Origin of the sequence: Streptomyces sp. NPDC059201 (genome assembly GCF_042754585.1) — a bacterium.
Lineage (GTDB): Bacteria > Actinomycetota > Actinomycetes > Streptomycetales > Streptomycetaceae > Streptomyces.
The window spans coordinates 1,161,959-1,181,781 of record NZ_JBHZBB010000001.1 but is presented as its reverse complement, the minus strand read 5'-3'; the positions used below and the strand labels follow the sequence as shown (position 1 = coordinate 1,181,781).

18 protein-coding genes are annotated in these 19,823 nt (G+C 74.3%); 11 read left to right on the top strand and 7 right to left on the bottom strand.

All coding sequences use genetic code 11. The features are described from left to right. The first annotated feature begins 51 nt into the window (after window positions 1-51). The gene (locus ACFXMG_RS05235) at window positions 52-1,848 is read left to right on the top strand and encodes a BCCT family transporter (protein ID WP_383827731.1); all 1,797 of its coding nucleotides are present in this window, start codon (window positions 52-54) and stop codon (window positions 1,846-1,848) included. 60 nt (window positions 1,849-1,908) lie between these two features. On the opposite strand, the gene ACFXMG_RS05230 is transcribed toward ACFXMG_RS05235, so the two are convergent. From ACFXMG_RS05230 to ACFXMG_RS05205, 6 genes are all read right to left on the bottom strand, one after another. After that, entirely contained in the window at window positions 1,909-2,499 is a 591-nt protein-coding gene (locus tag ACFXMG_RS05230) for a TetR/AcrR family transcriptional regulator (RefSeq protein ID WP_383827733.1), read from the bottom strand. Window positions 2,500-2,608: 109 nt separating this feature from the next. Further along, window positions 2,609-2,854, bottom strand: a complete 246-nt coding sequence (locus ACFXMG_RS05225; protein WP_383827767.1) for a metal-sensitive transcriptional regulator — start codon at window positions 2,852-2,854, stop codon at window positions 2,609-2,611. 93 nt (window positions 2,855-2,947) lie between these two features. Beyond that, window positions 2,948-3,835 (bottom strand): sulfite exporter TauE/SafE family protein, encoded by an 888-nt coding sequence (locus ACFXMG_RS05220; protein WP_383827735.1) that lies wholly within the window; start codon window positions 3,833-3,835, stop codon window positions 2,948-2,950. Beyond that, entirely contained in the window at window positions 3,832-4,413 is a 582-nt protein-coding gene (locus ACFXMG_RS05215; RefSeq protein ID WP_383827736.1) for a rhodanese-like domain-containing protein, read from the bottom strand. Before ACFXMG_RS05215 ends, ACFXMG_RS05220 begins: the two co-directional genes overlap by 4 nt. A gap of 123 nt (window positions 4,414-4,536) precedes the next feature. Further along, a complete protein-coding gene (locus ACFXMG_RS05210; RefSeq protein WP_383827738.1) occupies window positions 4,537-5,931 on the bottom strand; it encodes a rhodanese-like domain-containing protein in 1,395 nt (464 codons plus the stop codon). 257 nt (window positions 5,932-6,188) lie between these two features. Then, window positions 6,189-6,977 carry an IclR family transcriptional regulator gene (locus ACFXMG_RS05205; RefSeq protein ID WP_383827740.1) on the bottom strand — a complete coding sequence of 263 codons (789 nt, stop codon included), beginning with the start codon at window positions 6,975-6,977 and terminating at the stop codon, window positions 6,189-6,191. 157 nt (window positions 6,978-7,134) lie between these two features. On the opposite strand from ACFXMG_RS05205, the gene bla reads away from it, so the two are divergent. Continuing rightward, window positions 7,135-8,097 carry a class A beta-lactamase gene (gene bla, locus ACFXMG_RS05200; RefSeq protein WP_383827742.1) on the top strand — a complete coding sequence of 321 codons (963 nt, stop codon included), beginning with the start codon at window positions 7,135-7,137 and terminating at the stop codon, window positions 8,095-8,097. Here bla and ACFXMG_RS05195 read toward each other — a convergent pair. After that, window positions 8,094-8,573 carry a GNAT family N-acetyltransferase gene (locus ACFXMG_RS05195; RefSeq protein ID WP_383827744.1) on the bottom strand — a complete coding sequence of 160 codons (480 nt, stop codon included), beginning with the start codon at window positions 8,571-8,573 and terminating at the stop codon, window positions 8,094-8,096. The two genes, bla and ACFXMG_RS05195, sit on opposite strands and share 4 nt — an antisense overlap. A 178-nt stretch (window positions 8,574-8,751) precedes the next feature. On the opposite strand from ACFXMG_RS05195, the gene ACFXMG_RS05190 reads away from it, so the two are divergent. The 9 genes from ACFXMG_RS05190 (at window position 8,752) to ACFXMG_RS05150 (ending at window position 19,785) form a co-directional block, all read left to right on the top strand. Then, a complete protein-coding gene (locus ACFXMG_RS05190; RefSeq protein ID WP_383827746.1) occupies window positions 8,752-10,212 on the top strand; it encodes a tetratricopeptide repeat protein in 1,461 nt (486 codons plus the stop codon). A 241-nt stretch (window positions 10,213-10,453) separates the two neighbouring features. Beyond that, window positions 10,454-12,802, top strand: coding sequence for a collagenase (locus ACFXMG_RS05185; protein WP_383827748.1), 2,349 nt, complete (start codon window positions 10,454-10,456; stop codon window positions 12,800-12,802). A 105-nt stretch (window positions 12,803-12,907) separates the two neighbouring features. Next, a complete protein-coding gene (locus tag ACFXMG_RS05180; RefSeq protein WP_383827750.1) occupies window positions 12,908-14,083 on the top strand; it encodes an NAD(P)/FAD-dependent oxidoreductase in 1,176 nt (391 codons plus the stop codon). Then, on the top strand, window positions 14,080-14,397 hold the full coding sequence (locus tag ACFXMG_RS05175) for a (2Fe-2S)-binding protein (RefSeq protein WP_169093358.1): 318 nt from the start codon (window positions 14,080-14,082) through the stop codon (window positions 14,395-14,397). The genes ACFXMG_RS05180 and ACFXMG_RS05175 overlap by 4 nt, the downstream gene beginning before the upstream one ends. Continuing rightward, complete coding sequence (locus tag ACFXMG_RS05170; RefSeq protein ID WP_383827752.1) at window positions 14,378-15,772, top strand: NAD(P)/FAD-dependent oxidoreductase; 1,395 nt, start codon at window positions 14,378-14,380, stop codon at window positions 15,770-15,772. The genes ACFXMG_RS05175 and ACFXMG_RS05170 overlap by 20 nt, the downstream gene beginning before the upstream one ends. 83 nt (window positions 15,773-15,855) lie before the next feature. Continuing rightward, window positions 15,856-16,755, top strand: a complete 900-nt coding sequence (locus ACFXMG_RS05165) for a dihydrodipicolinate synthase family protein (RefSeq protein ID WP_383827754.1) — start codon at window positions 15,856-15,858, stop codon at window positions 16,753-16,755. Window positions 16,756-16,778: 23 nt separating this feature from the next. Beyond that, window positions 16,779-17,783: a proline racemase family protein gene (locus ACFXMG_RS05160; RefSeq protein WP_383827756.1), complete on the top strand. Its 1,005-nt coding sequence runs from the start codon at window positions 16,779-16,781 to the stop codon at window positions 17,781-17,783. After that, the gene (locus ACFXMG_RS05155; protein WP_383827758.1) at window positions 17,780-18,826 is read left to right on the top strand and encodes a proline racemase family protein; all 1,047 of its coding nucleotides are present in this window, start codon (window positions 17,780-17,782) and stop codon (window positions 18,824-18,826) included. Before ACFXMG_RS05160 ends, ACFXMG_RS05155 begins: the two co-directional genes overlap by 4 nt. Then, entirely contained in the window at window positions 18,823-19,785 is a 963-nt protein-coding gene (locus tag ACFXMG_RS05150; RefSeq protein WP_383827760.1) for an ornithine cyclodeaminase family protein, read from the top strand. Before ACFXMG_RS05155 ends, ACFXMG_RS05150 begins: the two co-directional genes overlap by 4 nt. Window positions 19,786-19,823 lie beyond the last annotated feature (38 nt).

Below are 19,823 nucleotides of genomic sequence, written 5' to 3'. Positions count from 1 at the left end.
CTTACTAGGACATAAGAGGTTTGTCCCGTCAGGCGGGGAAAGGGGCAGTACATGGCGAAGATCGGACAGGATCCGGAAGAACGAGGAGAAGGCAAGGACGGGACGGGGCGGGGCGCCCTGCCGGTGACGGCGGACCTGCCCGACCTCCGCGGCCGTCACCCCGCCCGTACCGACCCCGTCGTCTTCGGCGTCACCGCCGTCCTCACCCTCGCGTTCGTCGTCTGGGGCGCGACGGCCACGGACAGCCTGGAGTCCGTCTCCAGCAGCCTCCTCGACGGCCTGATCCGGGACGGCGGCTGGGCGTTCATGCTGGCGGCCTCCGGCTTCGTCGTCTTCGCGCTGTGGCTGGCGATCAGCAGGTACGGCCGGATCACCCTCGGACAGGAGGGCGAGGGGCCGGAGTTCCGCACGGTCTCGTGGATCGCCATGATGTTCAGCGCCGGTATGGGCATCGGCCTGATGTTCTACGGCGTGAGCGAGCCCCTCGCCCACTACGGCACCCCGCCGCCCGGCACGTCCCCCGCGGACTCGGCCGAGCGGATGCAGACGGCGATGGCCACCACGCTCTTCCACTGGACGCTCCACCCGTGGGCGATCTACGCCGTCGTCGGACTCGCCATCGCCTACTCGACCTTCCGCCGCCGGCGCCGCCAGACGATCAGCGCCGTCTTCGTCCCGCTGATGGGCGAGCGCCGGGCCTTCGGCGGACCCGGCCGGTTCATCGACATCCTCGCCATCTTCGCCACCCTGTTCGGCTCGGCGGCCTCGCTCGGCCTCGGCGCGCTCCAGATCGGCAGCGGCGTGGAGGAGCTGGGCTGGATGGAGAAGACCGGGACCGGCCTGCTCGTCGGCATCATCGCCGTGCTCACCCTGGCCTTCGTGCTGTCGGCGATCTCCGGCGTCGAGAAGGGCATCCAGTGGCTCTCCAACACCAACATGGTGCTGGCGCTGCTGCTCGCCGTCTTCGTCTTCGTCGCCGGACCCACGATCATCGTCCTCGACCTGCTGCCGACCTCGATCGCCGCGTACATCGGCGACCTGCCCCAGCTGGCCGGCCGCACCGAGGCCACCAGCGGCGAGAACATCCATGACTGGCTGGGCAGCTGGACGGTCTTCTACTGGGCGTGGTGGATCTCCTGGACGCCGTTCGTCGGCATGTTCATCGCCCGCATCAGCCGGGGCCGGACGATCCGCCAGTTCATCGGCGGCGTCATCCTCGTGCCCAGCGCGGTCAGCCTGGTCTGGTTCGCGGTCTTCGGCGGCACGGCGATGCGGCTGACCGAGCAGGGCGAGCTGGCGGGCGAGACGACGCCGGAGGGCCAGCTCTTCGGACTGCTCCAGGAGTTCCCGCTGACGGGCGTGATGAGCCTGCTGGTGATGGTCCTCGTCGGCATCTTCTTCGTCTCCGGCGCGGACGCGGCGTCCATCGTCATGGGCACCCTCTCGCAGCGCGGCGCGATGGAGCCGACCCGCCCGGTGGTGGTCTTCTGGGGCGTGGTCACCGGAGCCGTCGCCGCGATCATGCTGCTCATCGGCGACGGCCAGGGCGACGCGCTGGCGGGCCTCCAGAACCTGACGATCCTGGTCGCCGCCCCGTTCGTCCTCGTCATGATCGGCATGTGCGTGGCGCTCATGCGGGACCTGCGCGAGGACCCGCTGATCGTGCGCGGGCGGGTCGGCGAGGAGGTCGTCGGCGACGCGGTGATCGCCGGACACGAGAAGTACGACGGCGACTTCGAGCTCCGTATCGGCCCGGGAGCGACGGACGGCACTGCGGGCGGCACGGAGGGCGGCACCACCGGCGGGGCGGCCCCGGCGCCGCCGACGGCCGGGCCGGGGCCCCGCTGACCCCGCCTCGGCTCAGGGGCCGACCGAGTCAGGGGCCGACCGAGTCAGGGGCCGACCGAGTCAGGGGCCGACCGAGCGCCAGATCCGGTCGGGCAGGATGCGGGCGGCCTCTTCGAGGTCGACGTCGCCGAGGGTGAGCCAGCGGCGGGCCATGCCGATGACCGGGCCCAGGACGAGGGTCTCGATGACCGGCGTCGGGAGGTCGGCGAGCCCGCCCGCCTTGCGGTGCCCGTCGAGCCAGTGCTCGATCGGGGTGAGCCGCGCCTCCTGGTTGTCGCGGATCTCGGCGGCGCGCGCCGCGCCCTCCTGGTCCGCGAAGGGGGAGTGCAGGAGGCGGGCGGCGGCCGGCTGGGTGCGGACGAAGTCCAGATACGTCCGGATGACCGCCTCGATGCCGGAGCGGGCGTCCTGATGGGCGGTCAGGGCGGTGGCGAGTTCCCCGAGGAGGCGGCCGAGCCAGCGCAGGGCGAGGGAGCTGATCACCCCGTGGAGGTTGCCGAAGTGGTGGTAGACGCTGCCGGTGCTGACGCCGCTGACCCGGGTCAGGGCGGAGACGGTGAGCCCCGCCTCCCCCTCGCGCGCGTAGAGGTCGAGCGCGGCGTCGAGGACGCGCTCGACGGTGACTTCTCCGCGCTGCTGCTTCCGGCTCATCGAGCGGGGTGCCCCTTCGGTCGCGTGCCATCCCTGGCCTGGTTCTTTCCGTACCAGGTCAGCATAGGAGGCGCGGGGGCCGCCGGACCCCGTCGCGCGGTCCGAGGGCTCAGGCCAGAGCCAGGAAGAGCTTCTCCAGCTCCGCCTCCGTCATGGGCGCCGAGTCCGCCGCGCCGTCGGACAGGCACTGCCGCATCCCGCTGGCCACGATCTTGAACCCGGCCCGGTCCAGGGCCCGGGAGACGGCGGCGAGCTGGGTCACGACCTCCTTGCAGTCGCGGCCCGACTCGACCATCGCGATCACCCCGGCCAGCTGTCCCTGGGCCCGCCGCAGGCGGTTGAGCACCGGCGCCATCGCCTCTTCGTCGACCTGCACGGCCGTCCTCCTTCGTGGTCTCACCCTCTTATGCCAGGATACCCCCCAGGGTATGAAATCGGGCGGTGGCGGCTACTCGCGGGCCGTCACGGTACGGCTCCGAGTACGGGTACGACTCCGAGTACGGGTACGGCGGACGAGCCCCGCCGCCGACCCCGCCGTCGCGAGGGCGCCCAGGACCGCCCAGGTGGCCGGGTGGGTCCAGATGCCGGGGTCGAGCTGCTGCGTGAGGACGAAGACGCCCATCACGACGACGAACCAGCCGAAGGCCCTGCGCAGCGCGGCCTGCGGGATCCGGCCGGCGATCCGCCCGCCGGCGAGACTGCCGACGACCGCCAGGGCGGTCACCGTCAGCGTCAGGCCCCAGTCGATGGAGACGCCGTCCAGGTGCCCGGCGAGCCCGGCGAAGGACTTCATGGCGATGACCAGGAGCGAGGTGCCGACCGCGATGCCCATCGGCAGCCCGCCGAGCAGGGCGAGCGCCGGGACGACCAGGAAGCCGCCGCCCGAGCCGACCAGGCCGGTCACCGCGCCCACGACGAGCCCCTCGACCGCGATGTGGGCGAGCGGCAGGTCGCCGTGACGGGCCTTCGGCGCGCCGGTGCGCCGGGGTGTGCGCAGCATGGCGTAGGCCGTGGCGAGCATCATCAGCGCGAAGGCGATGAGCAGCGCGGTTCCGGGAATGTACGCGGCGAGGCGTCCGCCGCCGTACGCGCCCGCCATGCTGAACGCGCCGAAGAGGAGACCGGTCCGCCAGCGCACCCGCCGGGCCCGCGCGTGCGGGACGAGCGCGGCGAGGCTGGTGACGCCCACGACGAAGAGGGAGGCGGCGATGGCCGCCTTGGTGTCCTGCCCGGCCAGGTAGACCAGGATCGGCACGGTGAGGATGGAGCCCCCGCCGCCCAGGACGCCGAGGCTGACGCCGACCAGGAGGGAGGCCGCCACGATCAGGGCGGTCACCGGGTGCTCCGCAGCTCCGCGATCATGGTGCGGACGTCGGTGCGCGGGCCGCGGTTGTAGGGCAGCTTGGAGAGCAGGACGCCGAGGGCGCAGGAGTTGCTGAGGGCGGCGTAGGTGAGCCCGGCGCCGATGGCCGTACCGACGAGGTGGACGCCGGGGACGGCGATGCCCGCGAGACCGGTGACGAGGACGACCGAACCCGCGACGAGGCGGACCTGACGCTCCATGTCCCACCGCTCGGGGCCCCGCTCGACCGGCGCCCCGGCCGCCTCCCAGGCCACCATCCCGCCGTCGAGCACCCGCAGGTTCGGCAGCCCCGCCTGCGCGAGCGCCTGCTCCGCCTCCCGCGCCCGCTGCCCCGAACGGCACACCAGCACGACCTCCTCGTCCAGGTGCGCGAGCAGCTCGGAGCGGTGCTCGCGGAGGGTGTTCAGCGGGACGTTGTACGAGCCCGGGATGTGCGTCGTCCGGAACTCGCCGGGCGTGCGGACGTCGAGCAGGCGCGGCGCCCTGCCCTCCTGGACGAGGCGGTGCAGGACGGCGGGGGAGAGGGAGGAGGAGGGGGAGGTGGTGCTCATGGTGCGGTGGTTCCGTTCGTGAGGGGCGTCACCGGGCGCGACGGTGCGACGGTGCGCGAGGCCCGGGTTCGGGGAGGGGACGGGATGAGATGAGGTGCGGGTACGAGTAGGGCGGGGGAGGTGTCAGACCTCGGCCGGGCTCTCCGCCGCCGTCAGGGCCCAGGCCGCGTAGCCGCCGAGGATGTCGGAGACGTCCTGGAAGCCGCGCCGGCGCAGCAGGCTGGCGGCGATGGAGGAGCGGTGGCCGCCCGCGCAGTGCAGGACGAGGGGGCGGTCGGCGGGGAGTTCGCCGGTGCGGTGGGGGAGTTCGTTGAGGGGGATGTGGACGGCCGCGTCGAGGAAGCCGTTCGCCTCCCGCTCGCCGCAGGTGCGCACGTCCACGACGAACGGCGGCCGCTCCCCGGCGAGGGCGGCCCGCAGGCGGGCGGCGGTGACCCGGCTCGCCGGGGCGACCTCGCCGGCCAGGGCCTCCATGGCCGCTTCCGGCTCGGGGAGGTAGCCCTCGGCGCGGTCGAAGCCGACGCGGGCGAGGCGGGTGACGACCTCCTCCTCGCGCCGCTCCGGGGCGAGGACGACGAGCCGGTCGGCGGGGTCGAGGACGGTCCCGGCCTGTTCGGCGAACCGCCCGTCGGCCGGCACGTTCACCGCGCCCCGCAGGTGCCCGGCCGCGAACTCCTGGGGGTCGCGGGCGTCGACCACGACCGCCCCGGCCGCCCGCAGCCCGGCGAACTCGTCGAGCGTCAGGGCCCGCGCGGCGGTGGCGGAGTCGTAAAGACCGCGGTCCTTGCGGTTGAGGTCGGCGTCGTAGGCGAAGTAGCCGGGGGCGGGCGGCTGTCCGGCGGTGACGAGGGCGACGAAGTCCTCGCGGGGCATGGGCGCGCAGGCGTAGTTGGTGGCCCGCTGCGCGCCGATGGTGGAGGACTTCTCGGTGGAGAGGTTCTTGCCGCAGGACGAGCCGGCGCCGTGGGCGGGGAAGACGCGGACCTGGTCGGGCAGGGCCATGAGCTTGTTCTGGACGGTGTCGTGGAGCATCGCGCCGAGCTCCTCGGCGGTGACGCCGACGGAGGCGAGGAGGTCGGGCCGGCCGACGTCGCCGATGAAGAGCGCGTCACCGGTCAGGACCCCGTACGGGACCTCGTCCCCGGCGTGCTCGTACACCAGGACGCTGATCGACTCGGGCGTGTGGCCCGGGGTCTCCATGACCTCCAGGACGACGTCCCCGAGGACGATCCGCTCGCCCTCCGCCAGCTTGCGGATGGGGTACTCGGTCTCGGCGCGGCGGCCGTAGCCGATCCAGGCGCCGGTGCTGTCGGCCAGCTCCAGGTGGCCGGCGACGAAGTCGGCGTGGAAGTGGGTGTTGATGACCCCGGCCACGGTGAACCCGTGCGCGGCGGCGTCCGCGAGGTACTCGGAGACGTCCCGGCGGGGGTCGACGACCACCGCCTGCCCCGTCCGCTCGTCGGCGATGAGGTACGAGGCGTGGGACAGACAGTCGAGGTAGTACTGGGCGAAGAACACGGCGAGCCTCCCGCAAGCGTCTGGATACCCCCCTGGGTATGAACGAGTCCGACCGTACGGGGCTGTCCCGCGCCGCGTCAAATACCCCCCTGGGTATTCAGCGTCACAGGGGTCAGGTCTGGAGACGGATACGGGTAGGGGTATCCTGACCTGCGGTGTGTGACCTGGGGTGGGCATCAGAAAGGGGCGCCGCCGATCTCTCGGCGACGCCCCTTACGTCTCCTCTCCGCGGGATCACGAGCCCGCGGACCCCCCGGTCAAGGTTCGTGACTGTGCGCGGCCACCGCGAACGTCTGGGAGATGAGCACCTGTTCCGCGCGCTGCTGGAGCAGGTCCGCGAGCCCGCGCAGCCGCGCGCCCTCCGCCGCCGGGATCGACAGCGCCACCGCCGCCGTCTCCGCGCCCACGGTGATCGGCACCGCCGCGCACGCCGTACCGACCGCGTACTCCTGGTACTCCAGGACCGGCAGCCGCCGGGGCAGGACGCTGAGCCGCCGCTCGAAGTCGCGCCGCACCTGGACCGTGTGCGGGGTGAGCGCCGTCACCGGGTGGCGGCTCAGGTGGTCGCCGCGCTGGTCGGGCTCCAGTTGGAGCAGCAGGCTCTGGCCGGCGGCGTGGGCATGGGCCGTCGCCTGGAAGTCGGCCCACTCCGTGACCGGTGGCCGGGCCGGATTGTCCGAGACGGCGCCGACCTCGATCTCGCCGTCCCGGTACTGGACGAAGTACACGGCCGCGTCGAGGTCCAGGCTGAGGGTGTTCACCCATGCCTGGATCCTGAGCGCCGGCTCGTGGACGGCGGTGCCCGCGTCCCGGCGCAGCGGCGAGACGAGCCGGTAGACACCGTTGTCGTGATGGACGAGCCCCTCGTGGACCAGGGTCCGCAGCAGGTGGTACGCCGTCGGCAGCGGCAGCAGCGCCTCGCGGGCCAGCTGTTTGGCGCTGCCCGTACCGCCGCGTCTCTCCAGCTCGTCCAGCAGTCGTACGGCCCGGCGCACCGACTGGATCAGGGTCGGTGCCGAGCCGCTTTCCCCCTCGCGATAGACCATGCGTGTCCTTTCGAAGCCCCCGGAGCACTGTGCTCCGGGTCCATGATCGGACAGTGAACCCCGAATCACATACCGTCAGGTAGCCGGGGGTGTCGGAACCGCGCCCGGCGCCCCCGCGTGGTGCACTGCGGAAGCGATTTCCTTCGAAGGGACGTTCGTGCAATCCCAGAACACCGGCGCCTCGCGCCGGACCGCCCTCGCCCTCGGCGCCGGTACGGCGCTCACCGCCGCGCTCGGCCTCACCGCCGCCGGCCCCGCCCAGGCGTTAACCACCCCCGCGACCACCCCGGCAACCACCCCCGCGTCGAGCCCCCGGGAGCGGCGGGCCACCGCCCGCCTCCGCGCCCTGGAGGAGCGGTACGGCGCCCGGCTCGGCGTTCACGCCCACGATGTGCGCACCGGCCGCACCCTCGCCCACCGGGACCGCGAGACCTTCCCGATGTGCTCGCTCTTCAAGACCCTCGCCGCCGCGGCCGTCCTGCGCGACCTCGACCACGACGGCAGCTTCCTCGCCCACCGGATCCACTACACGGACGACTACGTCACGCGCTCCGGCTGGTCCCCGAAGACCGGGCTGAAGCACAACATCGCCAACGGCATGACCGTCGCCGAACTCTGCGACGCCACGATCCGCTACAGCGACAACACCGCCGCCAACCTCCTCCTGCGCGAGCTGGGCGGCCCCACCGCGATCACCCGCTTCGCCCGCTCGATCGGCGACCCGGCCACCCGGCTCGACCGCTGGGAGCCCGAGCTGAACTCCGCCGAGCCCTGGCGGGACACCGACACCACCACCCCGCGCGCCATCGCCCGCACCTACGGCCGGCTCGTCCTCGGCCGGGTCCTGGCACCGGCCGACCGCGCGCTCCTCACCGACTGGCTGCTCCGCAACACGACCAGCTCCACCCGGCTCCGCAAGGGCCTGCCGGCGGACTGGACGGTCGCGGACAAGACCGGCGGCGGCGACTACGGCACCAACAACAACGCCGGGATCGCCTGGCCGCCGGACGGCGGCCCCCTCCTCATCGCCGTCCTCACCACCCGGCCGGACAAGGCGGCCAAGGGCGTGGACGAACTGGTGGCCGCCGCCGCGGCGGTCGTCGCGGACGAACTCCGCTAGCGGACCGGGGCCCCGGGGGCCATGTCGTACGTGATCCACATCGTGCGCGTGGCCACCTGGTCGTACTTGGCGCGGGCGCGGTGGTTGTCGTCGGCCGTGATCCAGCGGACGACGCTCCAGCCGCGCTCCGCGCCGATCCCGCGCAGCGCGGCGAGCAGCAGCTCGGCCGCGCCGGTCCCGCGGCTCGCCGGGTCCACGAACAGGTCGTCGAGCCAGCCGCCCACCGACGCGGACAGCGGCCGCGCGAACGCCCGGAAGTGCGCCAGCCCGACGAGCCGCCCGTCAGCGCCCTCCGCGACCAGCCCCTCCACCTCGTGGCCGGGGTCGTGGATCCAGGACCAGACGAGCCGCGCGGCCTCCTCGGTCTGCTCGACCCGGTAGAACTCGGCGTACCCCCGGTACAGGGCACGCCACTGGTCGAAGTCCTCCTCCCGCACGGGACGGACCTGGACGGCGTCGGCGTCGGCGACGGACATGAACGCTCACTCTCCTCACGCACCGCGCCCTGCGGTGCAGGAGCCAGTGGATCACGCCGCAGGATCCCGGGGCGCGGCACGCGGGAGCCTGGTGCGGCGGAGTGGCGCCGGGTGAGGTGGGGCACGCTCCCGGTGGCAGCCCCGAAGCACCGTAGAGCGACCGAGGTGAGGATCCGCGTTGGCGACCGACCGCTATGGCAACACCCTGCACGCCTGCACGTCCGAGGGGGCGGCGCATCTGGACCGGGCCGTCGAGGCCCTGCTCTTCTTCCGGCCCGAGGTGGCCACGGCCGTCGAGGACGCGCTCGCGGCGAGCCCCGAGTCGCCGGACGCGCAGGCGTTCGCCGCGTACCTGGGGGTGCTCGGGACCGAGCCCGCCGGGGCCGCCGAGGCCCGGGTGCTCTTCGAGTGCCGGCGGGACGGGCGGGACGACGGCGCGCTGCCCGTGCGGGAGCGGCTGCATCTGGCGGCCGCGCGCGCCTGTCTCGACGGTGATCTGCACGGGGCGGGCGACCTGCTGGAGGAGTTGAGCCTCGGGTATCCGAGGGACGCGCTGGCGCTCTTCGCGGGGCATCAGCTGGACTTCCTGACCGGGGACGCCGTCCGGCTGCGGGACCGGATCGGCGGCGCGCTGTCGGCGTGGGGGAGGGCCGACGAGCACCGGGGGCCGCTGCTCGGCATGTACGCCTTCGGGCTGGAGGAGTCCGGCCACTACCGGCGCGCCGAGGAGACCGGTCTGGCGGCGGTCGAGCGGCACCCGAGGGACGTGTGGGCGGTGCACGCCGTCACCCACACCTACGAGATGCAGGGCCGCGTCGCGGAGGGCGTCGCCTTCCTCGACGCGCGCGCGGCCGACTGGGCGCGCGGCAACTACCTGACCGTGCACAACTGGTGGCACTACGCCCTGTACGCCCTGGAGGCGGGCGCGGAGGAGACCGCGCTGCGCGTCTACGACGCGGCCGTCCACCACGAGGAGTCGGCGGGGCTCGCCATGGAACTCCTGGACGCCGCCGCGCTGTTGTGGCGGCTGCGGCTCGCCGGGCGGGAGGAGCCGGACCGCTGGGCGCGGCTCGCCGACGCCTGGGCGGGGCGGGCCGATCCGCCGTTCTACGCCTTCAACGACGCCCACGCGGTGATGGCGTACGTGGGAGCGGGCCGGATCGCGGAGGCGGAGGCGCTGGTGGCCGACCGCAGGCGGTGGCTGGCGGACGGCGAAGGGGACAGGACCCGGCGGGTCCTGTCCAACCACGCGATGACGGCCGAGGTCGGACTCCCGGTCTGCGAGGCGCTGGTGGCGCACGGGCGCGGTGACCACGCCGCCGTGGTGGAGCTGCTGTGGCCGGTACGGCGCCGGCTCCAGGTCTTCGGTGGCAGCCACGCCCAGCGGGACGCCGTACAGCGGACGCTCCTGGAGTCGGCGCTCGCCGCCGGGGAGCACGACCGGGCGCGGCTGCTGCTGAGCGAGCGGGACGGGCTGCGGCCGGACAGCCCGTACAACTGGCTGGGGAGGGCGCGGCTGGCCGACGCGATCGGCGACGCGGCCCTCGCGGCGACGGCGCGGGAGCGGGCGGAGGGCGCGGCGAAGGGGATGGGGCCGACGGCGCCCGGGCTCGGTCACGTGGCGAACTCCCTGGTCTGACCATCGGGTTCGGGCCCCGGGGGAGGGGCCGGTGAAGGGGCCGGGCGGCCGCCTTCCCCCCGTTCCCTTCACGGAGGCGGCCGCCCGGCATCGCAACTGACGCGTGCACAGGGGTTGTCAGTGCAATTTCACATTACTATGTTACACCTCGCACGGCAGACGGATGTCCCTCCGTCACCTCGCGTTCAGCTCCCACTGATCGGCCGCGCACCCCCCCCGTAACCCCCCTTCAGGAGACCTCGTGTCCCAGCACAGAGTCGTGCGCTCCTCCCTCCTCGCCACCGCGATCGCGGTGACCCTCGTGGCCTCCGCCGGCCAGGCCGCCACCCAGGCCGCCGAGGTTCCCGCCGTCGCCAGCGCTGTCGCGCCCACCTCCGCCGCCCCGAACCCCTTCGACGAGGTGGAACGATTCGCCCAGGCCCGTACGGCCGCGTCCGCCCCGGCCCCCGCCCCCGGCGGCACCGGCGACACGGAGGCCCGCGTCCCCGGCCAGGCGACGAAGGACGCCCAGCCCGCCGCCCAGCGGCAGAGCCTCCGGGCCGCGCCCGCCGCCACCCTCGCCGGTGTCCCCTGCACCCTCGACGGCGTCACCGGTCTCTCCCCGGCCGCCTTCGCCGACTTCCTCGCCGACCCCGCCGTCACCGCCGACGGCTGTCTCAACGGGCTCATCTGGAGCTGGGACGCCCGCCTCGCCCCGGTCATGTCCGACGCCCACGTCCAGGCCGTCGCCGAGCGCATATCCGCCCTGGCCGCCTCCCACGACGGCCGGAACTCCTCCCACCTGGAGGAGATGTTCACCTATCTGCACGCGGTCGCCTATCACGACTTCGCGCGCACCGAGATCGACCTCACCGACGCCCCGACCGTCGACGCCATCCGCCGCGCCATCGCCGCCTTCGGCTCCGCGGCCCGCACCTTCGACGCCACCGCGACCAACGCCCGCACCCTCCGCGAGGCCCTCTACGCGGGCAGCGCCCCGGGCCTGCGCCACCACCAGCTCGGTCTCATCACCAAGGTCCTCGCCACCATGGACGCGGCGCACACCGCGACGAACCAGGACCCGGCCTGGGCGGGCGCCGCCCTCGCCGGACTCTCCGTCAACTACCTGGGCGTCTACGCGGGCAACCAGGACGCCGCCTTCCACGCCGCCGTGACCGCCGACCCCGCCTACCGCGCCGCCTTCAAGGCGTTCGCCGGACACACCCACCTCAAGGGCACCGCCAACGCCTGGGTCGTCCGCGACGCGATCCTCGAATACGGCCGCTTCGGCGAGATCGCCGCGCTCCGGACCGGCGTCGTCGCCGACCTCGACGCCCTCTACCGCCCCGTCGAGTCCGCCTGGGGCTACGGCAGCCGGCCCTGGGCCCAGCTCGTCTCCTGGCTGAACTTCTACGAGGCGTGCGCCCCGTACGGCGTCTGCAAGACCGACATCGAGGCCCGGATCTTCCCGTACACCTACACCTACGACAACGGCGCCCTCAAGGTCCGCACCGGCCTCGACCGGGCCACCGTCGACCAGCTCTACTACGCGAGCAAGCAGGTCAAGGCGCAGTTCCACCGGGTCGTCGGCACCGAGCAGCCGCTGGCCGGCGACACCAACACCGCCCTGAACATCGTCCTGTACGGCTCGCGCGCCGACTACGAGGTCTACCACCCGGTGCTGACCGGCTACGACACGGACAACGGCGGCGTCTACATCGAGAAGGGGGCCACCTTCTACACCTACCAGCGGCGCGTGCCGCAGGACTCCCGGCTCACCCTGGAGGAGCTGTTCCGCCACGAGTACACCCACTACCTCAACGGGCGGTGGGCGGTCCCCGGCACCTTCGGCCAGGGCCCCTGGTACCAGGGCGACCGGACCACCTTCATGGACGAGGGCACGGCCGAGTTCTTCGACGGCGCCACCCGCGACGACGGCATCGCCGTCCGCAAGTCCCTGGTCCAGGGGATCATCGACGACACGGCGGGCGGCGGCCCCCGGATGACCGTCCGGCAGATCCTGCACGCCACCTACTCCGGCGACGGCTTCCGCTTCTACAACTACTCCGGCACCTTCTTCGAGTACCTGTGGACCGAGCGCCCCTCGCTGCTCCGCGAGATGTACGACCGCCTGCGCGCGGACGACGTCGCGGGGTACGACGCCTGGCGCGAGCGGCTCAGCTCGGACGCCGCCCTCCAGCAGGCGTACGACCGCTTCCTGGACGCCCGGATCGCCGAGGTCGACCGGCTCTTCGTCCCGAACACCGTTTACACCGCCAACGGTCACCTGAAGGACTGGGACGTGGCCGCCGTCCGCTCCGCCTTCGCCGCCGCCACCCAGAACACCCCCGACTGCGTCGAGGCGGGCGAGTACGGCAAGCGCCGCTTCGTCTGCACCGGCCGGATCACCGCCAACCTGAGCGACGCCAACAACCCCGACAAGGTCTTCAAGGACATGTCCGAGACCGTCGACTACTTCATCCTCGACCGGGCCGGCGCCGCCTCCAACAACCTGGCCGACATGAACTGTTCCTTCGGCCAGGTCGACATCTGGAGCAGCCGGGTCGCCGGCACCTCCGGCTTCCGCTGTGAGGGCCCGCTGCGCAGCTGACGGCACCGCCGTCCGCACCGGCTGGACAGCCGGGTGCCAGAACCGCCAGGTGCCCGGACCCGAAAGGGTCTGGGCACCGTCAAAAGAATGTGACATATTACTGCCGTGCCCAACAGACACTCCCCGGACGTCGTGATCATCGGCGCCGGCGTCGTCGGAGCCGCCTGCGCCTACTACGCGGCCCGCTCCGGTCTCACCGTCGCCGTGGTCGACCGCGGTCCCGTCGCGGGCGGCACCACCGGCGCCGGGGAAGGCAACCTGCTCGTCTCCGACAAGGAGGCGGGCCCCGAGCTCGACCTCGCGCTGCTGTCCACGAGACTCTGGCGCGAACTCTCCGCGACACTCCCGCCGGAGACCGAGTACGAGCCCAAGGGCGGGCTCGTCGTGGCGCCCGACGAGCCCGCCCTCAAGGCCCTCCGCGCCTTCGCGGAGGGCCAGCGGACGGCCGGCGTCACCGCCACCGAGATCCCCGCCGACCGGCTCGCCGACCTCGAACCGCACCTCGCCCCCGGCCTGGCCGGCGGCTTCCACTACCCGCAGGACGCCCAGGTCCAGCCCGCGCAGGCCGCCGCCCGGCTGCTCGCCGCCTCCGGCGCCGAGCTCCACCTGGGCGAGCAGGTCACCGCCATCCTCCGCGGCCCGGCCGGAGCCGTACGCGGCGTCCGCACCGCCCGCGGCGACCTCCTGGCCCCCGCCGTCGTCAACGCCGCCGGCACCTGGGGAGGCGAGGTCGCCCGGCTCGCCGGCGTCCCCCTCCCGGTCCTGCCCCGCCGCGGCTTCGTCCTCGTCACCGAACCCCTCCCGCGGATCGTCCGCCACAAGGTCTACGCCGCCGACTACATCGCCGATGTGGCCAGCGGCTCCGCCGCCCTCCAGTCCTCCGCCGTCGTCGAGGGCACCCCCGGCGGGCCCGTCCTCATCGGCGCCACCCGCGAACGCGTCGGCTTCGACCGCTCGCTCTCCACCGAGGCGCTGCGCCGGCTCGCCGCCCAGGCCGCCGCGCTCTTCCCGGTCCTCGCCGGGGTCCAGGTGCTCCGCGCCTACCACGGCTTCCGCCCCTACCTCCCCGACCACCTCCCGGCGATCGGCGCCGACCCGCGCGTCCCCGGCCTCCACCACGCCTGCGGCCACGAGGGGGCGGGCATCGGCCTCGCCCCCGCCACCGGCGTGCTCATGGCCGCCGCCCTCACCGGCGCCGAACCCCCGCTCGACCCCGCCCCGTTCCGCCCCGAGCGCGACTACGGCCCCGCGGACGTCCCGAACCAGGAGCAGCAGAGTTGAGCCGCCGCACCCCGCGCGCCCTCGTCGGAGGCGCGCCGCAGGAGACCTTCACCTTCCGCTTCGACGGGCGGGACATCCCGGCCGCCGCCGGGCAGACGGTCGCCGCCGCCCTCTGGGGCGCGGGCGTCCTCGCCTGGCGCACCACCCGGCACGGCGGCGAACCCCGCGGCGCCTTCTGCGGGATCGGCCAGTGCTTCGACTGCCTCGTCACCGTCGACGGCACCCCCAACCGCCGCGCCTGCCTCGTCCCCGCCCGCCCCGGCGGCCTCGTCACCAGCCAGGAGGGAACCGGCCATGACGACCTCGCCGTCTGACCCCCGACCCGCGCCCGTCGATCTCGCCGTCGTCGGTGCCGGGCCCGCCGGGCTCGCCGCCGCCGTCACCGCCGCCTCGCTCGGCCTCGCCGTCGCGCTGCTCGACGCCGGGAGCCGCCCCGGCGGCCAGTACTACCGGCACCCCGCCCCCGGCCTCGGAGCCACCCGCCCCGAGGCCCTGCACCACGACTGGGCCGCCTTCGCGGGCCGCGAGGCCGAACTGCGCGCCCACGAACGCGCGGGCCGCGTGCGGTATCTGGCGGAGCATCAAGTGTGGAGCGTCACCGGGTCCGGCGACGACTGGACCGTGCACGCCCGGACCGACGACGCCGGGGCGGAGCCCGTACGCGCCCGTGCGGTGCTGCTCGCCACCGGGGCGTACGAGCGCCAACTGCCCTTCCCCGGCTGGACCCTGCCCGGCGTCGTCGGTGCCGGGGGAGCGCAGGCCATGCTGAAGAGCGGGCTCGTGCTGCCCGGCCGCCGCGTCGTCGTCGCGGGCAGCGGGCCCCTGCTGCTCGCCGTCGCCGCCTCGCTGGCCGCCGCCGGCGCCCGGGTGCCCGCCGTCGTCGAGGCCACCGGGTACGGCGCGTACGCCCGCCACACCGGCACCCTGCTCCGCAACCCCGCCAAACTCGCCGAAGGCGCCCTCTACGGCGGCGCGTTGCTGCGCCACCATGTCCGGCCGCTGCTCCGGCACGCCGTCGTCGAGGCGCACGGCACCGACCGGGTCGAGGCGGTGACCGTCGCCCGGCTCGACCGCGACTGGCGGCCCGTGCCCGGCACCGGGCGGCGCGTCCCCTGCGACGCGCTCGCCGTCGGCCACGGACTGGTCCCCGAACTCTCCCTCGCCACCGCCCTCGGCTGCGCCACCCGCACCGCCGCCGACGGCACCGCCGCCCTCGTCCTCACCCCCGGGCTGCGCACCTCCGTGCCCGGCGTCTGGGCCGCGGGCGAGACCGGCGGCGTCGGCGGCGCACAACTCGCCCTGACCGAGGGCGAGATCGCCGCCCGCACCATCGCGGGCCGGGCCGTGCCCACCGCCCTGGCGCGGCGCCGCGAGCGGCTGCGGGCCTTCGCCGACGCCATGGGCGCCGCCCACCGGCCGGGCGCCGGCTGGACCGGCTGGCTCCGCGAGGAGACGGCGGTCTGCCGCTGCGAGGAGGTGCCCGCCGGGCGGATCCGCGAGGCCGTGGACGAGCTGGGCGCCACCGACGCCCGCACGGTCAAGCTGCTGACCCGCGCCGGGATGGGCTGGTGCCAGGGCCGGATGTGCGGCCCGGCCGTGTCCGCGCTCGCCGGCGGAACGGCTCCCGACCGGCGCCCGCTCGCCTGCCCCGTACGCCTCGGACAGCTCGCCGGACTTCCCGCCGAGTAGTCCGATCTCCAGGGCCGCCGCACTCTTGTGGCCGGCCCACACCCCCTAGTAAAATGTCACACACTACAAAGGAGTACGTCACGATGACCGACACCCGCACCCGCCCCTGGCACGGCATCATGGTCGCCACCACCCTGCCGCTGCGCGAGGACCTCTCCGTCGACCTCGACGCCTACGCCGAGCACGTCCACTGGCTCATCGCCAACGGCTGCGACGGCGTCGTGCCCAACGGCTCGCTCGGCGAGTACCAGACCCTTACCGACGCCGAGCGCGCCGCGGTCGTCCACACCGCCGTCGCGGCCGCGGGCGACGGCTCCCGCGTCATGGCCGGCGTCGCCGCCTACGGCTCCGCCGAGTCCCGCCGCTGGGCCGAGCAGGCCGCCGAGGCCGGCGCCGGCTCCGTCCTCCTCCTGCCGCCCAACGCCTACCGGGCCCCCGAGGACGCCGTCCGCGCCCACTACGCCGAGGTCGCCGAGGCCGGACTGCCGATCGTCGCCTACAACAACCCCATCGACACCAAGGTCGACCTCACCCCGGCCCTCCTCGCCCGCCTCCACGCCGACGGGCACATCGTCGCCGTCAAGGAGTTCAGCGGCGACGTCCGCCGCGCCTACGAGATCGCCGAGCTCGCCCCCGGACTCGACCTCCTCATCGGCGCCGACGACGTCCTCCTGGAGCTCGCCATCGCGGGCGCCGTCGGCTGGATCGCCGGCTACCCCAACGCCCTCCCGCAGTCCGCGGCCACCCTCTACCGCGCCGCCGTCGCCGGCGACCTCACCACCGCGCTCCCGCTCTACAAGGCGCTGCACAGCCTCTACCGCTGGGACTCCAAGACCGAGTTCGTCCAGGCCATCAAGCTCTCCATGGACCTCGCCGGCCGGCCCGGCGGCCCCACCCGCGCCCCGCGCCTGCCGCTCACCGGCGCCGTCGAGGCCGGCGTCCGCGCCGCCACCGAGAAGGTCCTGGCCGAGGGCCTCCGCTAGCCCGAGGGAGAGAACACCAGCCCATGCGCACCCGACACGTCTACCACGCGGTGGACTCCCACACCGAGGGCATGCCCACCCGGGTCATCACCGGCGGAGCGGGGGTGATCCCCGGCGCCACCATGGCCGAGAAGCGACTGCACTTCATCGAGCACCGCGACGACCTGCGCACCCTGCTCATGTACGAGCCGCGCGGCCACGCCGCCATGAGCGGCGCCATCCTCCAGCCCCCGACCCGCCCCGACGCCGACTACGGAGTCCTCTTCATCGAGGTCTCCGGCCTGCTCCCGATGTGCGGCCACGGCACCATCGGCGTCGCCACCGTCCTCGTCGAGACCGGCATGGTCCCGGTCACCGAACCGGTCACCACCGTCCGCCTCGACACCCCGGCCGGCCTCGTCTCCGTCGACGTCCGCGTCGAGGACGGCGCCGCCCGCTCCGTCACCCTCACCAACGTCCCCGCCTTCAGCGTCGGACTCGACCTCAAGACCGAGGTCCCCGGCTACGGCACCGTCACCTACGACCTCGCCTACGGCGGCAACTTCTACGCCTTCGTGGAACTCGACGCCCTCGGCCTCCCCTTCGACCGCGCCCACAAGCAGGAACTGCTCACCGCGGGACTCGCGATCATGGACGCGATCAACGCCGGCGACGACCGGCCCGTCCACCCGGAGGACCCGGGCGTCGCCGGGGTCAAGCACGTCTACCTCGCCGCCCCCGGCTCCGACGCGACGCGCTCCCGGCACGCCATGGCCATCCACCCCGGCTGGTTCGACCGCTCCCCGTGCGGCACCGGCACCAGCGCCCGGATGGCCCAGCTGCACGCGCGCGGAGAGCTGCCCCTGGACACCGACTTCGTCAACGAGTCGTTCATCGGCACCGAGTTCACCGGACGGCTCGTCGCCGAGACCACCGTCGGCGGCCGGCCCGCCGTCGTCCCGACCGTCACCGGACGGGCCTGGATCACCGGCACCGCCCAGTACTTCCTCGACCCCACCGACCCCTTCCCGGCCGGATTCCTGCTGTGACCACCCTCCCCGCGGACGGGATCCGCGTCACCGACTACCACACCGCCGGCGAGCCCTTCCGGATCGTCGCCGACGGCCTGCCGCCCGCCCCCGGCGACACCGTCGCCGAGCGGTGCGCCACCGCCATCGGCTCCGGCGGCTCCGGCACCGCCCCCCGCCCCGGCCCCCTGGACGCGCTGCGCCGCTTCCTCGTCCAGGAACCGCGCGGCCACGAGGGCATGTACGGCGGATTCGTCGTCCCGCCCGACGACGACGGCGCCCACCTCGGCGTCCTCTTCTGGCACAAGGACGGCTTCTCCACCGCCTGCGGGCACGGCACCATCGCGCTGGCCGCCTGGGCCGTCGACACCGGCCGCGTCCCGGCCGGCGACGGCGACCGGGACGTCCCGGTCCGCGTCGACGTGCCCTCCGGCCGGGTCACCGCCACCGTCCACCGGTCCGGCGGCCGCACCACCGGCGTCACCTTCCGGAACGTGCCCGCCCGGGTCACCGCCCGCAAGGTGCCCGTCGCCACCGGCCTCGGCATCGTCGAGGTCGACCTCGCCCATGCCGGCGCCTGCTACGCCTCCGTCTCCGCCCGCGACCTCGGGCTCACCGTCGACAAGGCGTCCCTGCCCGACCTCGCCCGGGTCGGCCGGGAGATCCGCACCGCGCTCGCCGGCCACCCCGCCACCTGGCACCCCGACGGGCCGCTGCTCTCCGGCGTCTACGGCGTGATCCTCCACGAGGAGCTGCCCGACACCCCCGAAGGGCCGCGCCAGCGGAACGTCACCGTCTTCGCCGACGGCCAGATCGACCGCTCCCCGTGCGGCTCGGGCACCTCCGCCCGGCTCGCCCTCCTCACCGACGAGGGCCGCCTGAAGGAGGGTCAGGTCCTCACCCACGAGTCCATCGCCGGCACGGTCTTCACCGGCCGAGCCGTCCCCGGCGGCGACCCCGCCGACGGCCTCGTCACCGAGGTCACCGGCACCGCCCACCGCACCGGCGAGACGCACTTCACGCTCGACCCGGACGACACCCTCGGCGCGGGGTTCCTCCTGTGACCGCGACGAGCCCCGGCACCGGCTCCCCGCTCCCGTACCTCGACGCCGCCGCCGTCACCCGGCTCCTCGCCCCGGCGGCGGCCGTCGAGGCCCTCGCCGACGTCCTGCGGGAAGGACTCGACCCCGAGACCTGCCCGGCGCGCTCCGCCGTCCCCGTCCCGGCCGGCGAACTGCTGCTCATGCCCGCCGCCGCCGGGAGCTGGGCCGGGGTGAAGATCGCCGGGGTGGCGCCCGGCAACGCCGCCCTCGGGCTGCCCCGCATCACCGGCAGCTACCTCCTCCTCGACGGGGCCACCCTCCAGCCCCGCGCCCTGCTCGACGGCGCCGCGCTCACCGCGCTGCGCACCCCCGCCGTCTCCGCCCTGGCGGTCCGTCACCTCACGTCCGAGGAACGGCCGTTGAGACTGGTGATGTTCGGCTCGGGACCCCAGGCGTACGGGCACGTGGACGCGCTCCTCGCGGTGCGGAAGCTCGCCTCCGTCACCGTCGTCGGCCGCGACCCCGGGCGGGCCGCCGCCCTCGCCGCGTACGCCCGGGGGATCGGCGTCCCCGAGGCCCGTACGGGCACGGCGGAGGAGGTGGCGGAGGCGGACCTGGTGGTGTGCTGCACCACCGCCCGCGAGCCCCTGTTCGACGGGCGGCGGGTGGCGCCCGGGGCGGTGGTCGTCGCGGTCGGCTCGCACGAGCCGGACGCCCGGGAGACCGACACCGCCCTGGTCCGCCGCTCCGAGGTCTGGGTCGAGGCGCGGTCGGCGGCCCTGCGGGAGGCCGGTGACCTGCTGATCCCTGAGGCGGAGGGGGCGATCGGGCCCGGTCACCTCACCGGCACCCTCGCCGATCTCGTCCGGGGGCCGGCGCTGCCCGCCCCGGGATCCGCGCCCCGCCTCTTCAAGAGCGTGGGCATGGCCTGGCAGGATCTCGCCGTGGCCGTCGCGGTCCACCGGGCGGCCACCGGCTGAGCAACGTGACATTGTACGCTGGGCGCCTGCGGATTCTC